A 16,985-nucleotide genomic window follows, 5' to 3' on the forward strand; every position below is an offset into this window, starting at 1 on the left:
ATGACCACGAACAGCCCCGCCGCGGCCGACGCGTCGGCCCCCACGGTGAAGATCGACATCTGGTCCGACGTCGCGTGCCCCTGGTGCTACGTCGGCAAGCGACGCCTCGAGACGGCGCTCGGCCGGCTCGCCGAGGCCGGTGACGGCCCGCAGGTCGACATCGAGTACCACTCGTTCGAGCTGGCGCCGGACACTCCCGTCGACTTCGACGGCACCGAGGTGGACTTCCTCGCGGGGCACAAGGGCATGCCCCGCGCGCAGGTCGAGCAGATGCTCGGGCAGATGACGCAGCTCGCCGCGGCCGAGGGCCTGGCCTACGACTTCGACGCGCTCCAGCACACCAAGACGCTCACCGCCCACGAGCTGCTGCACCACGCGAAGGCGCACGGCAAGCAGGTCGAGATGAAGGAGCGCCTCCTCAAGGCGTACTTCGAGGAGGGCCGCCACGTGGGCCGCGTCCAGGAGCTCGCGGACCTTGCGGCGGAGGTCGGTCTCGACCGCGCCCAGGTCGTCGCGGCTCTGGAGGACGGCCGCTACGCGGACGACGTGCAGGCGGACATCGACCAGGCGCGCGCCTACGGGATCAACGGGGTGCCGTTCTTCGTCGTCGACGGCCGGTACGGCGTCTCGGGGGCCCAGGACCCGGCGGTCTTCGTCCAGGTGCTGCAGCAGGCCGTCGCGGAGCGCGACGCCGCCTGAGCTGTCCGCTCTGCGAGATCAGGTACGGAGAGCGACGTATCTCACACCCCGGTGCGGTGGACCTGCGACTCGGTATCACCGAGACTGGGACGCAGCCCGCACCGACGCCGGCTCCACACGTGCACCGGCGCCCGTGATCCCACGAGGAGGCCTCAGATGACCGACACCACGACGAACCTCTACCACTCCATCGCGAACCCGCGTCGCACCACGCTCATGAGCGTGAGCGCCGCGGACGCGGCCGCGCCGCACCGCGAGACCGCGCCGTCGCTCACGCTGGTCGGCGCGGACGACGCCGCGGTCTGCGTCGACGGGGTGTGCGCGCTCCCCGAGTAACACCGTGCGTGCGTGAAACGGTCGCCGGAACGGCAGGTTCCGGCGACTCTTTCATTCCCCCGGCGAGGTGCGCGGGCCGTCAGTGGAGGCGGTGGTCCTGGATCGAGAGGCGTGGGCCGCGCCGCGGGGCGTGCGCCCGGCCCGATATCTCGAGGAGCCGGACGACGCGGTAGCGGTGCGGCGAGTACGGCGCGAGGAGCTCGAGCATCCGGTCGTCGTCGACGCGCTCGCCGACGAGCGCCCAGCCCACCGCCTTGGCGAGGTGATAGTCGCCCACGGACACGGCGTCGGCGTCGCCGAGCGCGCGCTGCGCGACCTCGGCCGCGGTCCAGACGCCCACGCCCGGGACGGCCTGGAGCCGGGCGTGCGCGGCGGCGGCGCCCTGCGCGTCGAGCAGCGCGCCGCACTCCTCGAGCCGGCGGGCGACGCGTGCGGCGGCGACGACGGTCCGCGCGCGGCCCGGGTCGACGTTCGCCCGGTGCCAGTCCCACGACGGGACGCGCGCCCACGTGGCGGCGTCGGGCACGACGAGCATCCCGGCGTCGCCCGCGGGCCCCGGGGCTCCCTCGCCGTACTTGCGCAGGAGCCAGCCCCACGACCGCCACGCGGCGACCGTCTGGACGCGCTGCTCGAGGATCGCGGGGACGAGCGCCTCCAGCACGCGACCGGTGCGGGGGATGCGCAGCCCGGTGGCGCGGCGGTGCGCGTCGCGCAGGGGCGCGGGCGGGACGAAGCCGGTGTCGTCGTCGTGCTCGCCCAGCAGGTGGGGGAGGGCGTCGAGCGCCTCCTGGGCGCCCGGTCCCCAGGCGTGCCCGACGACGTCGCGCGGCCCGGTCTGCACGAGGCGGCACGTCGCGGGACCGGCGGGCATCCGCGTCGTGCGCCAGACGTCCCCGGACGGCGTGCGGCGGAACGTCGGGTCGTACGGCCCGCGGGAGAGTCGACCGAGCGTGAGGTGCAGGTCCAGGGGCCGGTCCGACCGGACGCGCCGGACGAGCGGTTCACCGACCACGGCGTACACGACCGGGACGGGACCGTCGCCGACCGCGTGCTCGGCCGGCGCGGGGACCGGGCTCGGGCGCGGGTTCGGGCTCGGCAGGACGGTCACCGGACCATCGTCGCACCCGCCGCCGACGGCCCAGCAGGATCCGTCGCAGCCGCGAGCTGTGCCGCGAGCCCTGCCCGGTCGATCTGCATCCAGTACTCCACCACGCGGTCGTCCGCGACACGGTAGACGCAGCTCGCGACCTGCACGACCTCCGCCCCGGTCGGCGCGCGACCGTCCACCTCGCCGACGTGGCGGCCGCGCTGGGTCCAGCGGACGTACACGCGGTCGCCGTCCGCGAGGAGCTCGTCGACCGTCAGGGTGAAGCGCCCGTACGCGGCGCGCATCTCCTCGACGTGCTCGGCGTACTGCGCGGGAGTCCGGTGCACCGTCGTCGGCGCCTCCGACGTCACCTGGTGCGCCGCGACGAGGGGCGCGAGGTACTCGCCCGCGCGGGCCGGGTCGTCGCCCGAGCGCACGACGGCGAAGAACTCACGGACGAGGTCGGCAGGGGTTCGTGTCGTCACGGACCCATCATGCGCGACCGCGAGCCCGCCCCGAGCGTCAGTCGAACAGGGTGTCCATGTCCCACGCGGGCTCCGGCGTCGGCTGCTTGGGTGCAGGGGCGTGCGCGGCGGAAGCCGTGGCGTGCGCCGGCCCGGTCGCGCGGCCGGCCGGCCGCGTGGGATCGCCGAGCTCGGGGACGAGCGTGCCGTCGAGGTCGCCCCGGCCCGCGGCCCAGTCCTGGGCGGCGAGGCCCGCGAGCTGGTCGGCGCGCTCGTTGAACGGGTCGCCGACGTGGCCGCGCACCCAGCGGAACCGGACGGGCCCGGCGCGCTCGGTGATGACCCGGTCGATCGCCTGGACGAGCTCGAGGTTCTTCACGGGCTGGCCGCCCGCGGTGCGCCACCCCTTGCGCTTCCAGGCGACGACCCACTCGGACGCGCACTTGATGGCGTACTGGGAGTCGGACTCGATGAGGAGCGGCTCCGCACCGGGGTGCGCGCGGACCGCCTGGAGCAGCGCGGTCAGCTCGGCGACCTGGTTGGTCCCGCTCACGGCGCCGCCGGAGTCGAACGTGCCGTCGTGGTTGATCCACGCCCACCCGATGGCGCCGCCCGGGTTGTTCAGGCACGAGCCGTCGGTGCTGACAGTGATCACAGCGCTCCTCGATCACGGACGTCCCCGCCCGCCGGCTGCGGCGCGGGGAGGCGAATGCGTCGAGCCACATTGTCCCCCGGACCGGAGGGTCGCCGGACCACCTGTCCGCGGGCGCCCGGTCGGGGTCGCCTCAGGGGAGAACCGGGGGGATACCCCATGGTGCCGGGCGGTCGCGCGGTCGAGGCTGGGACGCATGGTCGCGTGGGTCGTGGAGCTGTGGGGACAGGTCGAGGCGTGGCTGCTCGCGCTCGTCGACTCGGTGTGGGCGCTGCCGACGCTGTTCGCGACGACCGCGGGGGACGGGTTCTTCCCGCCGATCCCCGGCGAGACCGTGATCGTCATGCTCGCCGTGGGGGCGCAGTCCGGCGGGGGCGTCGCCTGGGGGCTCGTCCTGCTCGTCGCGGCGCTCGGCGCCTGGTGCGGCGACCAGCTCGCCTACGCGCTCGGCCGGGCGGTCGGCACGCGCGCGCTGCCGGTGCTGCGCGGCTTCCGCGGTCAGCGCGCCGTCGCCTGGGCGACCCGCTCCCTCGACCGGCGCGGCGCGTCCGTCGTCCTGGGCGCGCGGTTCGTGCCCGTCGGGCGGACGGCGGTCAACGTGACCGCGGGTGCCGTGGGCTTCTCGCGCCGGCGCTTCATGGCGCTGTCCGCCGTCGCGTCGGTCGCGTGGGCCACCTACTCGGTCCTCATCGGCACGCTCGCCGCCGCGTGGGTGGGCGACAGCCCGCTCCTCGCCGTCGTGGTGGGGGTCGTCGGCGGGATCCTCCTCGGTGTCCTCGTCGACACGGTGGTCCGGCTCCGGGCGGCCCGCCGCGAGCGGGACACCGACCTGGCGGCCGGACCGGCCCCGAGCCTGGCACCCGGTGCCGACACCCCGGAGACGGACGCCGCGCTGGTCACGTGCCCCGGCCCGGCGCGGTAGACCTGATCGCCCGACGGCGCCGCCCGGCGCGGCGGACAGCAGGAGGGCCCCGGTCGACGGCCGAGGCCCTCCTGCACGTCAGCGGTCGGTCAGGACACGCCGAGCAGGTCGATGACGAAGATCAGCGTCTTGCCGGACAGGCGGTGGCCGCCGCCCGCGGGGCCGTAGGCGAGCTCCGGCGGCACGACGAGCTTGCGCCGCCCGCCGACCTTCATCCCGGGGATGCCCTGCTGCCAGCCGGCGATGAGGCTGCGCAGCGGGAAGTTGATCGACTGCCCGCGGTTCCACGAGGCGTCGAACTCCTCGCCCGTCTCGTACTCGACGCCGAGGTAGTGCACGTTCACGGTCGCGCCCGGCGTCGCCTCGGGGCCGTCACCGACGGTGATGTCCTCGACGACGAGCTCGGTGGGCGCGGGGCCCTCCGGCGCGTCGACCTCGGGGCGGGACAGCTCGTTCTCTCCAGTGGTCATGGTCCGATCCAACCACGACGGCGGACGACGGGCGGGCCCGAGGTTGGGGACGCCCGGAACACCGGTCGGGGGGACCCCCGGCCCCGCGTTCGGCCGCGCGCAACACGGCGCGGCCGAAGATCGCCATCATGGAGGCATGTCCTCCACGCCTGAGCCGCACACCGGCCTGCCCGCCGGCGACCCGCACGGGGTGACGCCGGGCGGGGACCCGGCCCCCGTCGTCGGGCACCGACCGACGCCGCAGGAGATCCGGCGGTGGCGCCGGTTCCTCGCCGACGAGCGCGCGGAGGCGGCCGTCTACCGCGACCTCGCGAGCCGCCGCAGCGGGGAGGAGCGCGACATCCTGCTGGCGCTCGCGGACGCGGAGGGGCGGCACGAGCAGCACTGGCTCGGCCTGCTCGGCGACGACGTCGGCAAGCCCCTGCGGGGCGACTGGCGCACCCGGACGCTCGGCTGGCTCGCGCGCCGCTTCGGCGGCGTGTTCGTGCTCGCGCTCGCCCAGCGGGCCGAGGCGCGCTCGACGTACGAGACCGACGCCGACGCGACGCCCCGGATGGCCGCCGACGAGCGGATCCACGAGGAGGTCGTGCGCGGCCTCGCGACGCGCGGGCGCAACCGCCTGTCGGGGACGTTCCGTGCCGCCGTGTTCGGCGCGAACGACGGCCTCGTGTCCAACCTCGCGCTGATCCTCGGCATCGGGGCGTCGGGGGCGTCGAACAGCACGGTGCTCCTCTCGGGGCTCGCGGGCCTGCTCGCGGGCGCGCTGTCGATGGGCGCGGGGGAGTACGTGTCGGTGCGGTCGCAGCGCGAGCTGCTCGACGCCTCGACGCCGAGCCCGCAGGCGTCCGCGGCGCTGCCCGACCTCGACGTCGACGCGAACGAGCTCGCGCTCGTCTACCGCGCGCGGGGCATGGCGCCCGCCGAGGCCGAGGAGCACGCCGCCGACGTCCTGGCGACGTACACGCAGCAGACGGTGATCGCCCCGCCGCCCAGCGCGGACGAGCACGAGACGCACGGCACGGCGATGGGGGCGGCGGTGTCGTCGTTCCTGTTCTTCGCGTCGGGCGCGCTCATCCCGGTGCTGCCCTACCTCTTCGGCCTGACCGGGTTCGTCGCGGTCGGCGTGGCGGCGCTCCTCGTGGGGGTCGCGCTCCTGGCGACCGGCGCGACGGTCGGCCTGCTCTCGGGGACCTCGCCCCTGACGCGGGCGCTGCGGCAGATCGGCATCGGCTTCGGTGCCGCGGCGGCGACCTACCTGCTCGGGCTGGTGTTCGGGGCGACCGTCGGGTGAAATCGGACGCTCCGGTGGTGAGCGTCACCGGCGCATGCCTACCGTGACCCCGGACGGGCCTGCCGGCCCGCCTCTTCGCCGCACCGACGACCTACGGGGCGCACGATGGACGCGACGCACGACGCGCAGGGCAGGCGCGCACCAGCCGCCCGCCGCTGGCTCGTGCGCGCGCTCGTGGCCGGAGGTGGTCTCGGTGCCGGCCTCGCGTTCGCCGTCGCGACCGCGGGCGGCGCGTCCGCTGCGGACGACCCGCTCGGCCTCGGCAAGGTCCTGTCGCCCGTCACCTCGACGGTCCAGAGCGTGGTCGACCCGGTCGTGCAGGACGTCGTCCAGCCCGTCGTGCGCGACGTCGTCGCCCCCGTCGTCCAGCCGGTCGCCCCGGTCGTCGAGAAGGTCGTGACCCCGGCGGCACCCGTGGTCGAGGAGGCCGTGCGGCCCGTCGCGCCGGTGGTCGAGCAGGTCGTCGCGCCGGCCGCTCCCGTGGTCGAGCAGGTCGTCGCGCCCGTGGCGCCCGTCGTGCAGCCCGTGACCGACGCCGTCGCTCCCGTGACCACGCCGGTCCTCGACGCGGTCGTGCCGGCCGCGACGCCCGTCGTCGAGGCGGTCGCCCCCGTGGTGAACCCCGTCCTCGGGGCGGTGTCGCCCGCGCTCGACCCGGTGACGCCCGTCCTCGACGCGCTGACCCCGGTGCTCGACGCGCTGGCGCCCGTGACCGACCCGGTCCTCGGCCCGGTGACGGGGCCGCTCACCCCGCTCGACCCGCTCGCACCCGTGCTCCCCGAGGCGCCCGCTCCCGGTCCGGAGGCTCCGGGCCCGGTCGGCCCGGCGGGGCCCGGCGCCGGCACGACCGTGGCCGAGCCCACCGCGCCCACCGTGCCGCTGCCGTCGGGCGGCGAGCTGCCGCCCGTGCCTCCTCCCGGTGCGGACCGGGCGGGCCCGACGGCGCTCGGCACCCCGCCCGCGGGCGCACGCGGCGGGGGTCTCCTCGCCCCGCTCGACGCTCCGCCCGGCACCGCCGTGCCCGCAGGCGGCGCGACACCCCTGGGTGGCGCACCGTCGGACGGCGGGCTCGGTACGACACCTGCGCCGTCCGGCAGCGCCCAGCGCGCCGGGTCCGGCGGCGACCTCGCCGCCCTCGGCCACGGTGCCGACGCCCCCGCGCTCTCGTCCTGGACCGCCGTCGTCGACGACGCGCGGTCGAACCACCCCTCGACGTTCTTCGAGGTCCCCGTCTCTCCTGCCTGACGTGGCTCGCGTCGCGCCCCGAGCGCGGCAGACGAGACCCGGCGCCGTGGTGCGCCAGCCACTTCTGAGCAGGAGAGAGAACGATCATGCACACCTTCGTTCGACGCGCGCTGCGCACAGCGCTCGTCACAGGCGGCCTCGTGGTCGTCGGGGCCGGAGCGGCCCACGCAGCCGAGGGCGACCTCCTCGGCGACCTCGGGCTGGACCTGTCGGTCGAAACTCCGCTGAGCCAGGTGACCGAGGCCCTTCCCGACGTGTCGGTGGACGTGCCCGTGAACGTCCCCGTCACCGTGTCCGACGTCGCGGTGGGCGCCCTCGGGGACGCCACGGTGACCCCCGCGCCCGCGCCGGCTCCGGCCCCGGCGCCCGACCCCGCGCCGGCTCCGGCGGGCCCGGCGGACGTCGACCTCGACGTGCCCGTGACGATCCCGGTGGACGTCTCGGGCGTCGCCGTCGGCGTCCTCGGCGACGCCGCGGTGGCCCCGGCTCCGGCTGCGGCTGCCGAGCCCGCCCCGGCCCCGGCCCCAGCTCAGGCAGGACCGACGGACGTGGACGTCGACGTGCCCGTGACCGTCCCCGTGGACGTGTCCGGCGTCGCGGTGGGCATCCTGGGTGACGCGACCGTCACGCCGGCTCCGGCGGCTCCGGCTGCTCCGGCTGACGGCGCGGACGACGGCGCGGCGGGGTCCGGCTCCGGCGTCGACGTCGACGTGCCCGTGACGGTGCCGGTGGACGTGTCCGGTGTCGCGGTCGGCGTCGGCGGCGACGCGACGGTCGGCGGTGGCGCGGCGGGAGAGGTCCCCGGTGACGGGACCGGATCCGGCGACGCCGACGGCACGGGCCTCCTCGACGGCGTCCTGGGTGACGGCGGTCTGGTGGACGACCTGCTCGGCGACGGGCTCCTGGGCGACGACGTGCTCGGTGGGGGCGACGGGCTGCTCGACGGGGTGCTCGGTGACGACGGCCTGCTGGGCGACGGGCTCCTCGACGGGGGCCTGCTCGGGGAGGACGGCGTCCTCGGGGCGCTGCCCGACCTCGACGTCGACCTGCCGGTGACGGTCCCCGTGACCGTCTGCGGCGTGGGCGTCGGCCTGCTGGGTGACGCCTCGGCGGCGTGCCCGACCGCCGCCGTCGTGCCGACGGACCCGACGGATCCCACGGACCCGACGGATCCCACGGACCCGACGGATCCCACGGACCCGACGGACCCGACGGACCCGACCGACCCGACGGACCCGACGGACCCGACCGACCCGACCGACCCGACGGACCCCACCGACCCGGGGTCGACGGGTGGCACGGACGGCACGGTCGTCCGGGTGCTCCACCCGATCGGCGCCGGCGCCGGCGTCACGGCGACGACGGCGGGCGGGACCTCCGTCGCGGCATCGGGCCCGACGGCCCTGGCGACGACGGGCGCGGGGGGTGACCTGGGGCTGCTCGTGATGGCCGGTCTGCTCACGCTGCTCGGCCTGTCGCTCGAGCGCTTCCGTCGGAAGTCCTGGCTCGCGGACCGGGACGCCTACGCACCGGTCTTCACCGACCGGGGCTGACGCCCGCAGAGACGGGACCGCCCGGGCCGTGCGCCCGGGCGGTCCTCGCGGCGCGGTCGCGCCGGACCTGGCCAGGGAGCACCCGGCGTGACCGTGCCGGGGCGGCGCCGCGCGCTCGCGCGGCGCCGCCCGCCCGTTCCGCTAGACGACGAGGCCCAGGAGGAGGACCACGAGGAGCGCGACGACGGACAGGACGCACTCCATGAGCGACCACGTCTTGAACGTCTGCCCGACGGTCATGCCGAAGTACTCCTTGACGAGCCAGAACCCGGCGTCGTTGACGTGCGACAGGAACACGGACCCGGCGCCGATGGAGAGCACGAGCAGCGCGGCGTGCGTGGGCGGCAGGGTCGCGGCGATCGGGGCCATGATGCCCGCGGCGGTGATGGTCGCGACGGTCGCGGAGCCGGTGGCGACGCGGATGAGGACGGCGACGAGCCAGCCCGCGAGCAGCGGCGTGATGTTCGCGTCCGAGATGCCCTTCGCGACGACGTCGCCCACGCCCGAGTCGACGAGCGTCTGCTTGAAGCCGCCGCCGGCGCCGACGATGAGGAGGATGCCCGCGATCGGCGCGAACGACGAGTCGACGAGCTTGCTCACCTGGTCGCGCGTGCGGCCGAGCGCGGAGCCCAGCACGACGAGCGAGGTGAGCGCGGTGATGAGCAGCGCGACGAGCGGGGTGCCGATGAACTCGAAGACGCGGCCCCAGCCGGTGTCGATGGACCCGCTGACCTCGACGAGGGTGCGGGCGAGCATGAGGATCACGGGCAGCAGGACGACGCCGACGGAGACCGCGAAGCTCGGGCGCGGTGCGTCCTCGTCGCGCTCGGAGACGCCGAGCACGGACGTGGGCGGCGGGAGCGCCACCCAGCGCGCGAGGGGCTTGGCGAGCAGCGGGCCGGACACGACCACGGTGGGGATCGCGACGAGCAGGCCGAGGCCGAGCGTCAGGCCGAGGTCGGCGCCGAGCGCGTCGATGGCGAGCAGCGGCCCGGGGTGCGGCGGGACCAGGCCGTGCAGCGCCGACAGGCCCGCGAGCGCGGGGATCCCGACGAGGATCGGGTTGGTGCGGACGCGCTTGGCCACGAGCATGACCACGGGCACGAGGAGGACGACGCCCACCTCGAAGAACAGCGGGATCCCGATGACGAACGCGATGAGCGCCATGGCCCACGGCAGGCGCTGCGGCGTCGTCCTGCCGAGGATCGTGTCGACGATCTGGTCGGCGCCCCCGGAGTCGATGAGCAGCTTGCCGATGATCGCGCCGAGCGCGATGAGGACGCCGACCCCGGCGACGGTCGAGCCGAGCCCCGCGGAGAAGCTGGTGAACGCGTCGACGAAGTCGATGCCGGCCACGACGGCGAGCACGGCCGAGCCGATCATCAGCGCGAGGAACGGGTGCAGCTTGAGCCACACGATGAGGACGACGATCGTCGCGATGCCGACGACGGCGGCGAGGACGAGCTGGGCCGTCCCGGCGTCGGTCACGGGGGCGTCCTCCGCGGCGCGCGCGACGGCCGCGGCGGCGGACGGAGCGAGCGTCGTGAGGTGCTGCGTGAGCGTGCCGATCATCGCGGCGCCTCCGTCCCGGCCGAGGTCCCGGTCGAGGTGCTGGGGTCGGTCCGCCCGCAGTCGGCCCGCCGGTCGAGCACGAGGTCGGCGATCTCCTCGGGCGTGCGGGTGACGTCGACCGTGAAGCCGGGCTCGTCGTCGCCCAGGGGCTCGAGCGTGGCGAGCTGGGAGGGCAGGAGCGACGTGGGCATGAAGTGGCCGCTGCGGTGCTCCATGCGCTCGGCGAGGAGCTCGGGGCTGCCGTCGAGGTGGACGAAGCAGACGCGGCCGCGCGCGGTGCGCAGCAGGTCGCGGTAGGAGCGCTTGAGCGCGGAGCAGGTCACGACGCCGGAGCGTCCGGCGTCCGCCTCGGCGCTCAGCCAGTCGCGGATCGCCTCGAGCCACGGCCAGCGGTCCTCGTCGGTGAGCGGGGTGCCCGCGCTCATCTTCTCGATGTTGGCCTGCGGGTGGAACCGGTCGGCCTCGGCGTACTCGGTCTCGAGGCGCTGCGCGAGCAGCGTCGCGACCGTCGTCTTGCCCGAGCCCGCGACCCCCATGACGACGAGGTGCTGGGGTGCGTGCTCGGGTGCGGCGCTCTCGGCCTGGACCGTGGTGCTGACGTCCGTGTCCATGTGTCGACTTCCGTGTCGGGCGGGCGTCCGGTGCGGGTGCGTCTCGCGGCGCGGTCCCGTCCCGGGTGGCGACCGTCGTGGTCCCCACTGCCGACCACTGTGCGGCATTGGTAGCACCTTTGGCAAGTGATTGATATCACCAATGGGCGCCAGTAGGCTGCTGACCATGGCGACGACGGTCCTGCACACCACCGTGCTCGACGCTCTCGGACGCCGTATCACCAGCGGCGACGTCCCCGCCGGCTCGCCGCTCACGCTCGAGTCGATCGGTTCCGAGTTCGGCGTCTCGCGCACCGTCGCGCGCGAGGTCATGCGGCTCCTCGAAGGGCTCGGCCTGGTGCGGTCGAAGCGTCGTGTCGGGCTCGTCGTCCTCGGCATCGAGGAGTGGAACGTGCTCGACCCGCGCGTCATCCGCTGGCGCCTCGAAGGGACGGGTCGTGACCCGCAGCTCCGCACGCTCACCGAGCTGCGCCACGCCGTCGAGCCGCTCGCGGCCGCCGGAGCGGCGGTCCACGCGACGGACGACGAGCGCGCCGAGCTCGTCGCAGCGGCGACGCGCATGCGGATGCTCGGCGAGGCGGGCGACCTGGAGGAGTTCCTCGCGCTCGACGTGCGCTTCCACGAGCTCCTGCTGCGCTCGAGCGGCAACGAGATGTTCGGCGCGCTCGCCGGCGTCGTCGCCGCGGTGCTCAGCGGGCGGACGCACCTGGGCCTCATGCCCGCGTCCCCCGTCCCCGAGGCGCTGGCCCAGCACGAGGCGGTCGCGCGCGCCGTCGCGGCCGGCGACCCGCGCGCCGCCGAGGCGGCGATGGCGGCGATCGTCGGCGAGGTCCGCGCCGCGCTCGGCGGGGTCGACCGACAGGCCTGACCGGACCCTCACGCGTGCGCCTGTCCGGCTCGTCGTGCCTGCCGGACGACGCCGTACCGGCCGGGCGGGGCCGTGCCCGCCGGGCGGGGCCGTGCCCGCTGGGCGGCGCCGTGCGGGAGCTGGCGGGGCTACCTCGCGCCGGTGGGGACCGGGAGCGCGTGCAGCGCGTCGACGAGCGACGCGAGCTCGGGCGTCTCCGTCGCGTCGTGCAGGGCCGTCTCGAGGGTCGCGTCGTGGGTGGGGCGCGCGGCGCGCAGGAGCGCCTCGCCCGCGGGCGTGAGCTCGGTGTAGATCCCGCGACGGTCGTCCTGGCACAGGATGCGCGTGAGCAGGCCGCGGTCCTCGAGCCGGTTGACGAGCCGGGTCGTCGCGCTGGGGGAGAGGGCGGCGGCCCGCGCGAGCTGCTGCATGCGCATGTGCCAGCCGTCCTGCCGGGAGAGCGCGTCGAGCACGGTGTACTCGACGACCGAGAGGTCGTGCTCCGACTGCAGGGCGCGCTCGAGCGCGGCGTCGATGAGCCCGTGCAGCGCGGCGAGCGTGCGCCAGCCCTGCGCGCGGATCTCGACGGCGTCGTCGGCGATGCCCATGGGGTCCTCCTCGGTGCGTGCGTGCCGTCATAACTATAGCGCTTGTGCAACTAATCGGCGTGTGCAAGTATCGATAGCGCGCGTCTGCAACAAGTGCAGACGCCAGGTGAACGCGTGTGCAACGCGATCCCTTCCCGATCGTCCCTCAGGAGCCCTTCCGTGTCCTCGACCACCACGACCATGCCCCGCACGACCCTGTGCGGAGGCACCTCGATCCCGCAGGTCGGCTTCGGCGTCTTCCAGGTGCCCGACGCCGAGACCACGCGAGCGGTGAGCCTCGCCCTCGAGGCGGGGTACCGCAGCGTCGACACCGCGGCGGTCTACGGCAACGAGGCGGGCGTGGGCCGCGCTCTCGCGGAGTCCGGCCTCGCGCGCGACGACGTCTTCGTCACGAGCAAGCTGTGGATCGACTCCCTCGCCCGCGACGCCGTCCGCCCCGCGCTCGAGAGGTCGCTCGAGCTGCTCGGGCTCGACCGGCTGGACCTCTACCTGATCCACTGGCCGTCGCCCGCCCGCGGCCGGTACGTCGAGGCGTGGGAGGGTCTCGTCGCGGCCCGCGACGCGGGCCTCGTCCGCGAGATCGGCGTCTCCAACTTCGAGCCCGCGCACCTGCGCGCGGTCGTCGCGGCGACGGGCGAGACGCCCGCCGTCAACCAGGTCGAGCTGCACACCGCGCTCCAGCAGCGCGCGCTGCGCGACGTCCACGCCGAGCTCGGGATCGTCACCGAGGCGTGGAGCCCGCTGGGCCAGGGCACGGTCCTCGACGACCCGACGGTCGTCCGCGTCGCCGCCGCCCACGACGTCACGCCCGCCCAGGTCGTCCTGCGCTGGCACCTGCAGCAGGGGACGGTCGTCATCCCCAAGTCCGTGACGCCCGCGCGGATCGCGTCGAACCTCGACGTCCTCGGCTTCGCGCTCACCGCCGACGAGGTCGCCGCGATCGACGCCCTCGACGCGGGCGGTCGCATCGGACCGCACCCCGACACCTTCGAGGGCTGACGCGCCGGCGCGCGCCCCGGCCCGCGCCGCGCCTCGCCCGCGAGACCGCACCTTCCCGGAACCAGGAGATCGTCATGCCAGTCGCCCTCTGGGCCCTCGCCATCGGGGGCTTCGGCATCGGGCTCACCGAGTTCGTCATCATGGGCCTGCTGCCCGAGGTGGCCGCCGACTTCGGCGTCACCGAGTCCGTCGCCGGCTACCTCATCTCGGGCTACGCGCTGTCCGTCGCCCTCGGCGCGATCGGCCTCACGGCCGCCCTGACGCGCGTCGACCGCAAGAAGGCCCTCCTCGGCCTCATGGTCCTGTTCATCGCGGGCAACCTGCTGTCCGCCGTCGCGCCGACGTACGAGGTCATGCTCCTCGGCCGCGTCGTCGCGGCGCTGTGCCACGGCGCGTTCTTCGGGATCGGCGCCGTCGTGGCGGCCGACCTCGTCGCGCCGGAGAAGCGGGCCGGGGCCATCTCGATCATGTTCGCCGGGCTGACCATCGCGAACGTGCTCGGCGTCCCGTTCGGCACGTTCCTCGGCCAGGCCGCCGGATGGCGTGCGACGTTCTGGGCCATCACCGCCATCGGCGTCGTCGCGCTCGCCGGGATCGCGCTCCTCGTCCCGTCGCGCGTCGGGTCGCCCGACGGCGTCCCCGCACCCGACGGCAGCACCTCGCCCGGGACGGACCGCGCGTCGGGCAGCACCGGGCTGCGCGGCGAGCTCGCCGCGTTCCGCAGCGCGCAGGTGTGGTTCTCGATCGCGATCACCGTGCTCGGGTTCGGCGGGATGTTCGGCGCGTTCACGTACATCGCGTTCACGCTCACCGAGGTGGGCGGGTTCACGACGGCGTCGGTCCCGTGGCTGCTCGTGCTGTTCGGCGGCGGTCTGTTCGTGGGCAACCTCGTCGGCGGGCGCGCCGCCGACCGCCGGCTCGGCACGACGCTCGTCGTGCTGTTCGCGGCGCTCACCGTGGTGCTGGGCGTCTTCGCGCTCACCGCGACGAGCCAGGTGATGACCGTCGTGAGCCTCGTCCTCATGGGCGCCTTCGGGTTCGCGACTGTCCCCGGGCTCCAGATGCGCGTCATGTCGTTCGCCCAGGGCGCCCCCACCCTCGCGTCGGGCGCGAACATCGCCGCCTTCAACGTCGGCAACGCGCTCGGCGCCTGGATCGGCGGCCTGACCATCGCCGCCGGGCTCGGCTTCACGTCGCCCCTGTGGGCGGGCGCCGCGATGACCGCCGTCGGGCTCGTCGTCCTGCTCGTCGCGGTCAGGGCCCGCGGCGGCGAGTGGCCGCGAGCCGTACGGCCCCCGCACGACACGGTGCCCGCCCCCGCGCCGGATGCACGGGCCGCCGTCTGACACCCGCGGTGCCGAACCCGGGGTCCTTCCCCACGACCGGCGGGTCGTGGGGAACGACCCCGGGTTCGGCGTGTCAGTGGGGGTGGATGCGCACCTCGGCCGCCTTGATGACGAACCACGCGCGCTCGCCCGGGGTCAGGCGCAGCTCGGCGACGGCGCGCGGCGTGAGGTCGGCGGCCAGGTGCGGGGCGTCGTGGCCGACGGCGGCCGGGGCTCCCGCGGCCGGGGCACCCGGGTCCTCGCCGGCCACGCGGCCCCACACGCGCAGGAGCGGTCCGTGCGGCTCGACGCTCGTCACGACGACCCGGTACGCGTTGCGCGGGCTGCCCTCGGGGGTCGCCCGGTGCACCGCGACCGCGCGCGGCTCGAACACCGCGACGGCCCCGTCGCCGACGGCGAGCGGATCGCCCGCCGTCCCGCGCACACGGACCTCGGTGCCGTCGACGGCGAGGGTCGCCTCGCGTGCGGCGGCCTCCTCCGGCCCCGCCTCGGTGCGGACCAGAGCCGCGTCCGCGCCGGCGGAGCCCGGCGCCGTCCCGAGGCTGCCCACCGTGACGGGCTCCGGCACGGCGACATGGACGACGCTCCCCGCGAGCAGGTTCACACCCGCGAGGCGGGCCGCGAACCGGGACCGCGGCCGCGTGAGGACCTGGTCCACCGGACCGTCCTCGACGACGCGGCCGTCGTCCAGGACGACGACGCGGTCCGCCAGCAGCAGTACGTCGAGCAGGTCGTGGGTCACGAGGAGCGTCGTGCGCGGGTGCTCGCGCTGCGCGTGGTGCAGCACCGACCGCACGTGCTGCGCGACGCCGACGTCGAGCGAGGCCAGCGGCTCGTCCAGCAGGAGGACGCGGGGGTCGGTGACGAGCGCCCGGGCGATCGCGACGCGCTGCGCCTGCCCGCCGGAGAGGTCGGTCGCGCGCCGGGTCGCGAGGTGGGCGGCGCCGACGTGCCCGAGCGCGGCCCGGGCCTCGCGCCGGGCGCGCGAGCGTGGCACGCCCCGCGCCCGGAGGCCGAACGCGACGTTGTCCTCGACCGACAGGTTCGCGAACAGCAGCGGCCGCTGGCTCAGCCACGCGACCCGGCGGCGGCGCGGCGCGGCGCGCGTGACGTCGTCGTCCCCCACGGCGACCCGGGCGCCGGGCGCGTCACCGGGTGGGAGGAGGCCCGCGACGACCTGCACGAGCGTCGACTTGCCCGCGCCGTTCTCGCCGAGCACCGCGACGACCTCGCCCGGGGCGAGCGCGAGGTCGACGTCGAGCCCGCGGTCGGGGACGACGGCGCGCACGGCGAGCGCGGCGGGGGCCCCGCCGGCGCGCGGGGTCGGGTCCGCGGCGGCTGCCGTCACCCGGTCGTCGTCAGCCCCGGGCGAGACGTCCTCCTGGACGAGCCGATCGCCGTCGGGCAGGGTGCCCGGCCCGCGGGCCACCCGGCCCCCGCGCCGCGGTCGCGCCGTCCGGGCGTCCGGGCCCCCGAGCACGCGCGGGCCGTGGACGGCGGCCGTGATGAGCACGGCCACGACGACGAGCACGAACGACAGCGCGACGGCGGCGTCCGGGTCGGCGCTGCGCTGGAGGTAGATCTCGAGCGGCAGGGTCTGCGTGACGCCCTGGAGCGCGCCCGCGAACGTGATGGTCGCGCCGAACTCGCCGAGCGCCCGCGCGAACGCGAGCACCGCGCCCGACGTCAGCCCCGGCAGGACGCGCGGGAGGGTGACGCGGCGCAGCACCGTCGTCGGGCGGGCGCCGAGCGTCGCGGCGACGTCCTCGAGGCGCGCGTCCTGCGTGCGCAGCGCGCCCTCGAGGCTCAGGACGAGGAACGGGAGGGCGACGAAGGTCTGCGCGATGACGACGGCCGTCGTGGTGAACGCGATCTCGATCCCCAGCACCTCGAGGTGCCGGCCGATCAGCCCGCGTCGCCCGAACGTGTGGAGCAGCGCGATGCCGCCGACCACGGGCGGCAGGATGAGCGGGAGCAGGACGAGGGCGCGCGCGACGCGCTGCCCGGGGAACGTCGTGCGCGCGAGGACGAGCGCCATGGGCGTGCCGAGCACGACGCAGCACAGCGTCGCGACGAGCGCGGTGCGCAGGGACAGCCCGAGCGCGTCGACCGCGGCCGGGGACGTCACGAGGGCCCAGAAGCCGCCGGTCCCGTCGGGCCCCGGCGTCGGCTCGACGCGCGCGACCATCGCCACCACGGGGACGACGACGAACAGCGCGCCGAGCAGCGCCGGGACGAGGACCCAGCGGGGGAGCCCGCGCATCAGGACTCGCCGGGTGCCGC

The 16,985-nt window shown here is 75.8% G+C and carries 17 protein-coding genes and 1 pseudogene; 9 read left to right on the forward strand and 9 right to left on the reverse strand.

Going from position 1 to position 16,985, the window contains the following annotated elements; translation table 11 throughout:
* Together ABRQ22_RS00775 and ABRQ22_RS00780 are read left to right on the forward strand one after the other, a co-directional pair.
* Positions 1–699: a DsbA family oxidoreductase gene (locus tag ABRQ22_RS00775; protein ID WP_353708236.1), complete on the forward strand. Its 699-nt coding sequence runs from the start codon at positions 1–3 to the stop codon at positions 697–699.
* Positions 700–855: 156 nt separating this feature from the next.
* Positions 856–1,035 (forward strand): hypothetical protein, encoded by a 180-nt coding sequence (locus ABRQ22_RS00780; protein WP_053370594.1) that lies wholly within the window; start codon positions 856–858, stop codon positions 1,033–1,035.
* Between the two features lie 79 nt (positions 1,036–1,114).
* On the opposite strand, the gene ABRQ22_RS00785 is transcribed toward ABRQ22_RS00780, so the two are convergent.
* From ABRQ22_RS00785 to ABRQ22_RS00795, 3 genes are read right to left on the reverse strand one after another with little or no spacing between them, the layout of a single operon-like run.
* Entirely contained in the window at positions 1,115–2,143 is a 1,029-nt protein-coding gene (locus ABRQ22_RS00785) for a DNA-3-methyladenine glycosylase 2 family protein (protein ID WP_353708237.1), read from the reverse strand.
* The gene (locus ABRQ22_RS00790; RefSeq protein WP_353708238.1) at positions 2,140–2,607 is read right to left on the reverse strand and encodes an ester cyclase; all 468 of its coding nucleotides are present in this window, start codon (positions 2,605–2,607) and stop codon (positions 2,140–2,142) included. The genes ABRQ22_RS00785 and ABRQ22_RS00790 overlap by 4 nt, the downstream gene beginning before the upstream one ends.
* Positions 2,608–2,644: 37 nt before the next feature.
* On the reverse strand, positions 2,645–3,241 hold the full coding sequence (locus ABRQ22_RS00795; RefSeq protein WP_353708239.1) for a ribonuclease H: 597 nt from the start codon (positions 3,239–3,241) through the stop codon (positions 2,645–2,647).
* A 193-nt stretch (positions 3,242–3,434) separates the two neighbouring features.
* Here ABRQ22_RS00795 and ABRQ22_RS00800 point away from each other — a divergent pair, with 193 nt between their 5' ends.
* Positions 3,435–4,160: a DedA family protein gene (locus tag ABRQ22_RS00800; protein ID WP_353708240.1), complete on the forward strand. Its 726-nt coding sequence runs from the start codon at positions 3,435–3,437 to the stop codon at positions 4,158–4,160.
* An 89-nt stretch (positions 4,161–4,249) separates the two neighbouring features.
* Here ABRQ22_RS00800 and ABRQ22_RS00805 read toward each other — a convergent pair whose 3' ends face one another.
* Positions 4,250–4,630, reverse strand: a complete 381-nt coding sequence (locus ABRQ22_RS00805; protein ID WP_087470098.1) for an FKBP-type peptidyl-prolyl cis-trans isomerase — start codon at positions 4,628–4,630, stop codon at positions 4,250–4,252.
* A gap of 136 nt (positions 4,631–4,766) precedes the next feature.
* Between ABRQ22_RS00805 and ABRQ22_RS00810 the strand changes: the two genes are divergently transcribed.
* The 3 genes from ABRQ22_RS00810 (at position 4,767) to ABRQ22_RS00820 (ending at position 8,719) form a co-directional block, all read left to right on the forward strand.
* Positions 4,767–5,921, forward strand: a complete 1,155-nt coding sequence (locus ABRQ22_RS00810; RefSeq protein WP_353708241.1) for a VIT1/CCC1 family protein — start codon at positions 4,767–4,769, stop codon at positions 5,919–5,921.
* 105 nt (positions 5,922–6,026) lie between these two features.
* Positions 6,027–7,166: a hypothetical protein gene (locus ABRQ22_RS00815; RefSeq protein ID WP_353708242.1), complete on the forward strand. Its 1,140-nt coding sequence runs from the start codon at positions 6,027–6,029 to the stop codon at positions 7,164–7,166.
* Positions 7,167–7,252: 86 nt separating this feature from the next.
* Positions 7,253–8,719: a hypothetical protein gene (locus ABRQ22_RS00820; RefSeq protein ID WP_353708243.1), complete on the forward strand. Its 1,467-nt coding sequence runs from the start codon at positions 7,253–7,255 to the stop codon at positions 8,717–8,719.
* 141 nt (positions 8,720–8,860) lie between these two features.
* Here ABRQ22_RS00820 and ABRQ22_RS00825 read toward each other — a convergent pair whose 3' ends face one another.
* Positions 8,861–10,291, reverse strand: coding sequence for a gluconate:H+ symporter (locus ABRQ22_RS00825; RefSeq protein ID WP_353708244.1), 1,431 nt, complete (start codon positions 10,289–10,291; stop codon positions 8,861–8,863).
* Positions 10,288–10,902 (reverse strand): gluconokinase, encoded by a 615-nt coding sequence (locus ABRQ22_RS00830; protein ID WP_353708245.1) that lies wholly within the window; start codon positions 10,900–10,902, stop codon positions 10,288–10,290. The genes ABRQ22_RS00825 and ABRQ22_RS00830 overlap by 4 nt, the downstream gene beginning before the upstream one ends.
* 166 nt (positions 10,903–11,068) lie before the next feature.
* On the opposite strand from ABRQ22_RS00830, the gene ABRQ22_RS00835 reads away from it, so the two are divergent.
* Positions 11,069–11,770, forward strand: a complete 702-nt coding sequence (locus ABRQ22_RS00835; RefSeq protein ID WP_353708246.1) for an FCD domain-containing protein — start codon at positions 11,069–11,071, stop codon at positions 11,768–11,770.
* A 128-nt stretch (positions 11,771–11,898) separates the two neighbouring features.
* On the opposite strand, the gene ABRQ22_RS00840 is transcribed toward ABRQ22_RS00835, so the two are convergent.
* On the reverse strand, positions 11,899–12,357 hold the full coding sequence (locus ABRQ22_RS00840; protein WP_353708247.1) for a MarR family transcriptional regulator: 459 nt from the start codon (positions 12,355–12,357) through the stop codon (positions 11,899–11,901).
* Between the two features lie 180 nt (positions 12,358–12,537).
* Here ABRQ22_RS00840 and ABRQ22_RS00845 point away from each other — a divergent pair, with 180 nt between their 5' ends.
* Positions 12,538–13,356, forward strand: coding sequence for an aldo/keto reductase (locus ABRQ22_RS00845; RefSeq protein ID WP_353709606.1), 819 nt, complete (start codon positions 12,538–12,540; stop codon positions 13,354–13,356).
* 74 nt (positions 13,357–13,430) lie between these two features.
* Positions 13,431–14,702, forward strand: coding sequence for an MFS transporter (locus tag ABRQ22_RS00850; RefSeq protein ID WP_353708248.1), 1,272 nt, complete (start codon positions 13,431–13,433; stop codon positions 14,700–14,702).
* Positions 14,703–14,775: 73 nt separating this feature from the next.
* Here ABRQ22_RS00850 and ABRQ22_RS00855 read toward each other — a convergent pair whose 3' ends face one another.
* A complete protein-coding gene (locus ABRQ22_RS00855; protein WP_353709607.1) occupies positions 14,776–16,215 on the reverse strand; it encodes an ATP-binding cassette domain-containing protein in 1,440 nt (479 codons plus the stop codon).
* A pseudogene (locus tag ABRQ22_RS00860) lies at positions 16,192–16,965 on the reverse strand (ABC transporter permease); the annotation flags it as partial. The gene ABRQ22_RS00855 and the pseudogene ABRQ22_RS00860, both read right to left, overlap by 24 nt.
* Between the last annotated feature and the right edge of the window lie 20 nt (positions 16,966–16,985).

The sequence above is a fragment of the Cellulosimicrobium sp. ES-005 genome (genome assembly GCF_040448685.1).
GTDB lineage: Bacteria > Actinomycetota > Actinomycetes > Actinomycetales > Cellulomonadaceae > Cellulosimicrobium > Cellulosimicrobium cellulans_G.

What these genes read in the sequence shown, in the direction of transcription:
- ABRQ22_RS00825 (WP_353708244.1), bottom strand. Translation starts at nt 10,291, where the DNA reads ATGATCGGCACGCTCACGCAGCACCTCACGACGCTCGCTCCGTCCGCC.
- ABRQ22_RS00815 (WP_353708242.1), top strand. Translation starts at nt 6,027, where the DNA reads ATGGACGCGACGCACGACGCGCAGGGCAGGCGCGCACCAGCCGCCCGC.
- ABRQ22_RS00820 (WP_353708243.1), top strand. Translation starts at nt 7,253, where the DNA reads ATGCACACCTTCGTTCGACGCGCGCTGCGCACAGCGCTCGTCACAGGC.
- ABRQ22_RS00775 (WP_353708236.1), top strand. Translation starts at nt 1, where the DNA reads ATGACCACGAACAGCCCCGCCGCGGCCGACGCGTCGGCCCCCACGGTG.
- ABRQ22_RS00810 (WP_353708241.1), top strand. Translation starts at nt 4,767, where the DNA reads ATGTCCTCCACGCCTGAGCCGCACACCGGCCTGCCCGCCGGCGACCCG.
- ABRQ22_RS00830 (WP_353708245.1), bottom strand. Translation starts at nt 10,902, where the DNA reads ATGGACACGGACGTCAGCACCACGGTCCAGGCCGAGAGCGCCGCACCC.
- ABRQ22_RS00845 (WP_353709606.1), top strand. Translation starts at nt 12,538, where the DNA reads ATGCCCCGCACGACCCTGTGCGGAGGCACCTCGATCCCGCAGGTCGGC.
- ABRQ22_RS00780 (WP_053370594.1), top strand. Translation starts at nt 856, where the DNA reads ATGACCGACACCACGACGAACCTCTACCACTCCATCGCGAACCCGCGT.
- ABRQ22_RS00835 (WP_353708246.1), top strand. Translation starts at nt 11,069, where the DNA reads ATGGCGACGACGGTCCTGCACACCACCGTGCTCGACGCTCTCGGACGC.
- ABRQ22_RS00840 (WP_353708247.1), bottom strand. Translation starts at nt 12,357, where the DNA reads ATGGGCATCGCCGACGACGCCGTCGAGATCCGCGCGCAGGGCTGGCGC.
- ABRQ22_RS00800 (WP_353708240.1), top strand. Translation starts at nt 3,435, where the DNA reads ATGGTCGCGTGGGTCGTGGAGCTGTGGGGACAGGTCGAGGCGTGGCTG.
- ABRQ22_RS00805 (WP_087470098.1), bottom strand. Translation starts at nt 4,630, where the DNA reads ATGACCACTGGAGAGAACGAGCTGTCCCGCCCCGAGGTCGACGCGCCG.
- ABRQ22_RS00850 (WP_353708248.1), top strand. Translation starts at nt 13,431, where the DNA reads ATGCCAGTCGCCCTCTGGGCCCTCGCCATCGGGGGCTTCGGCATCGGG.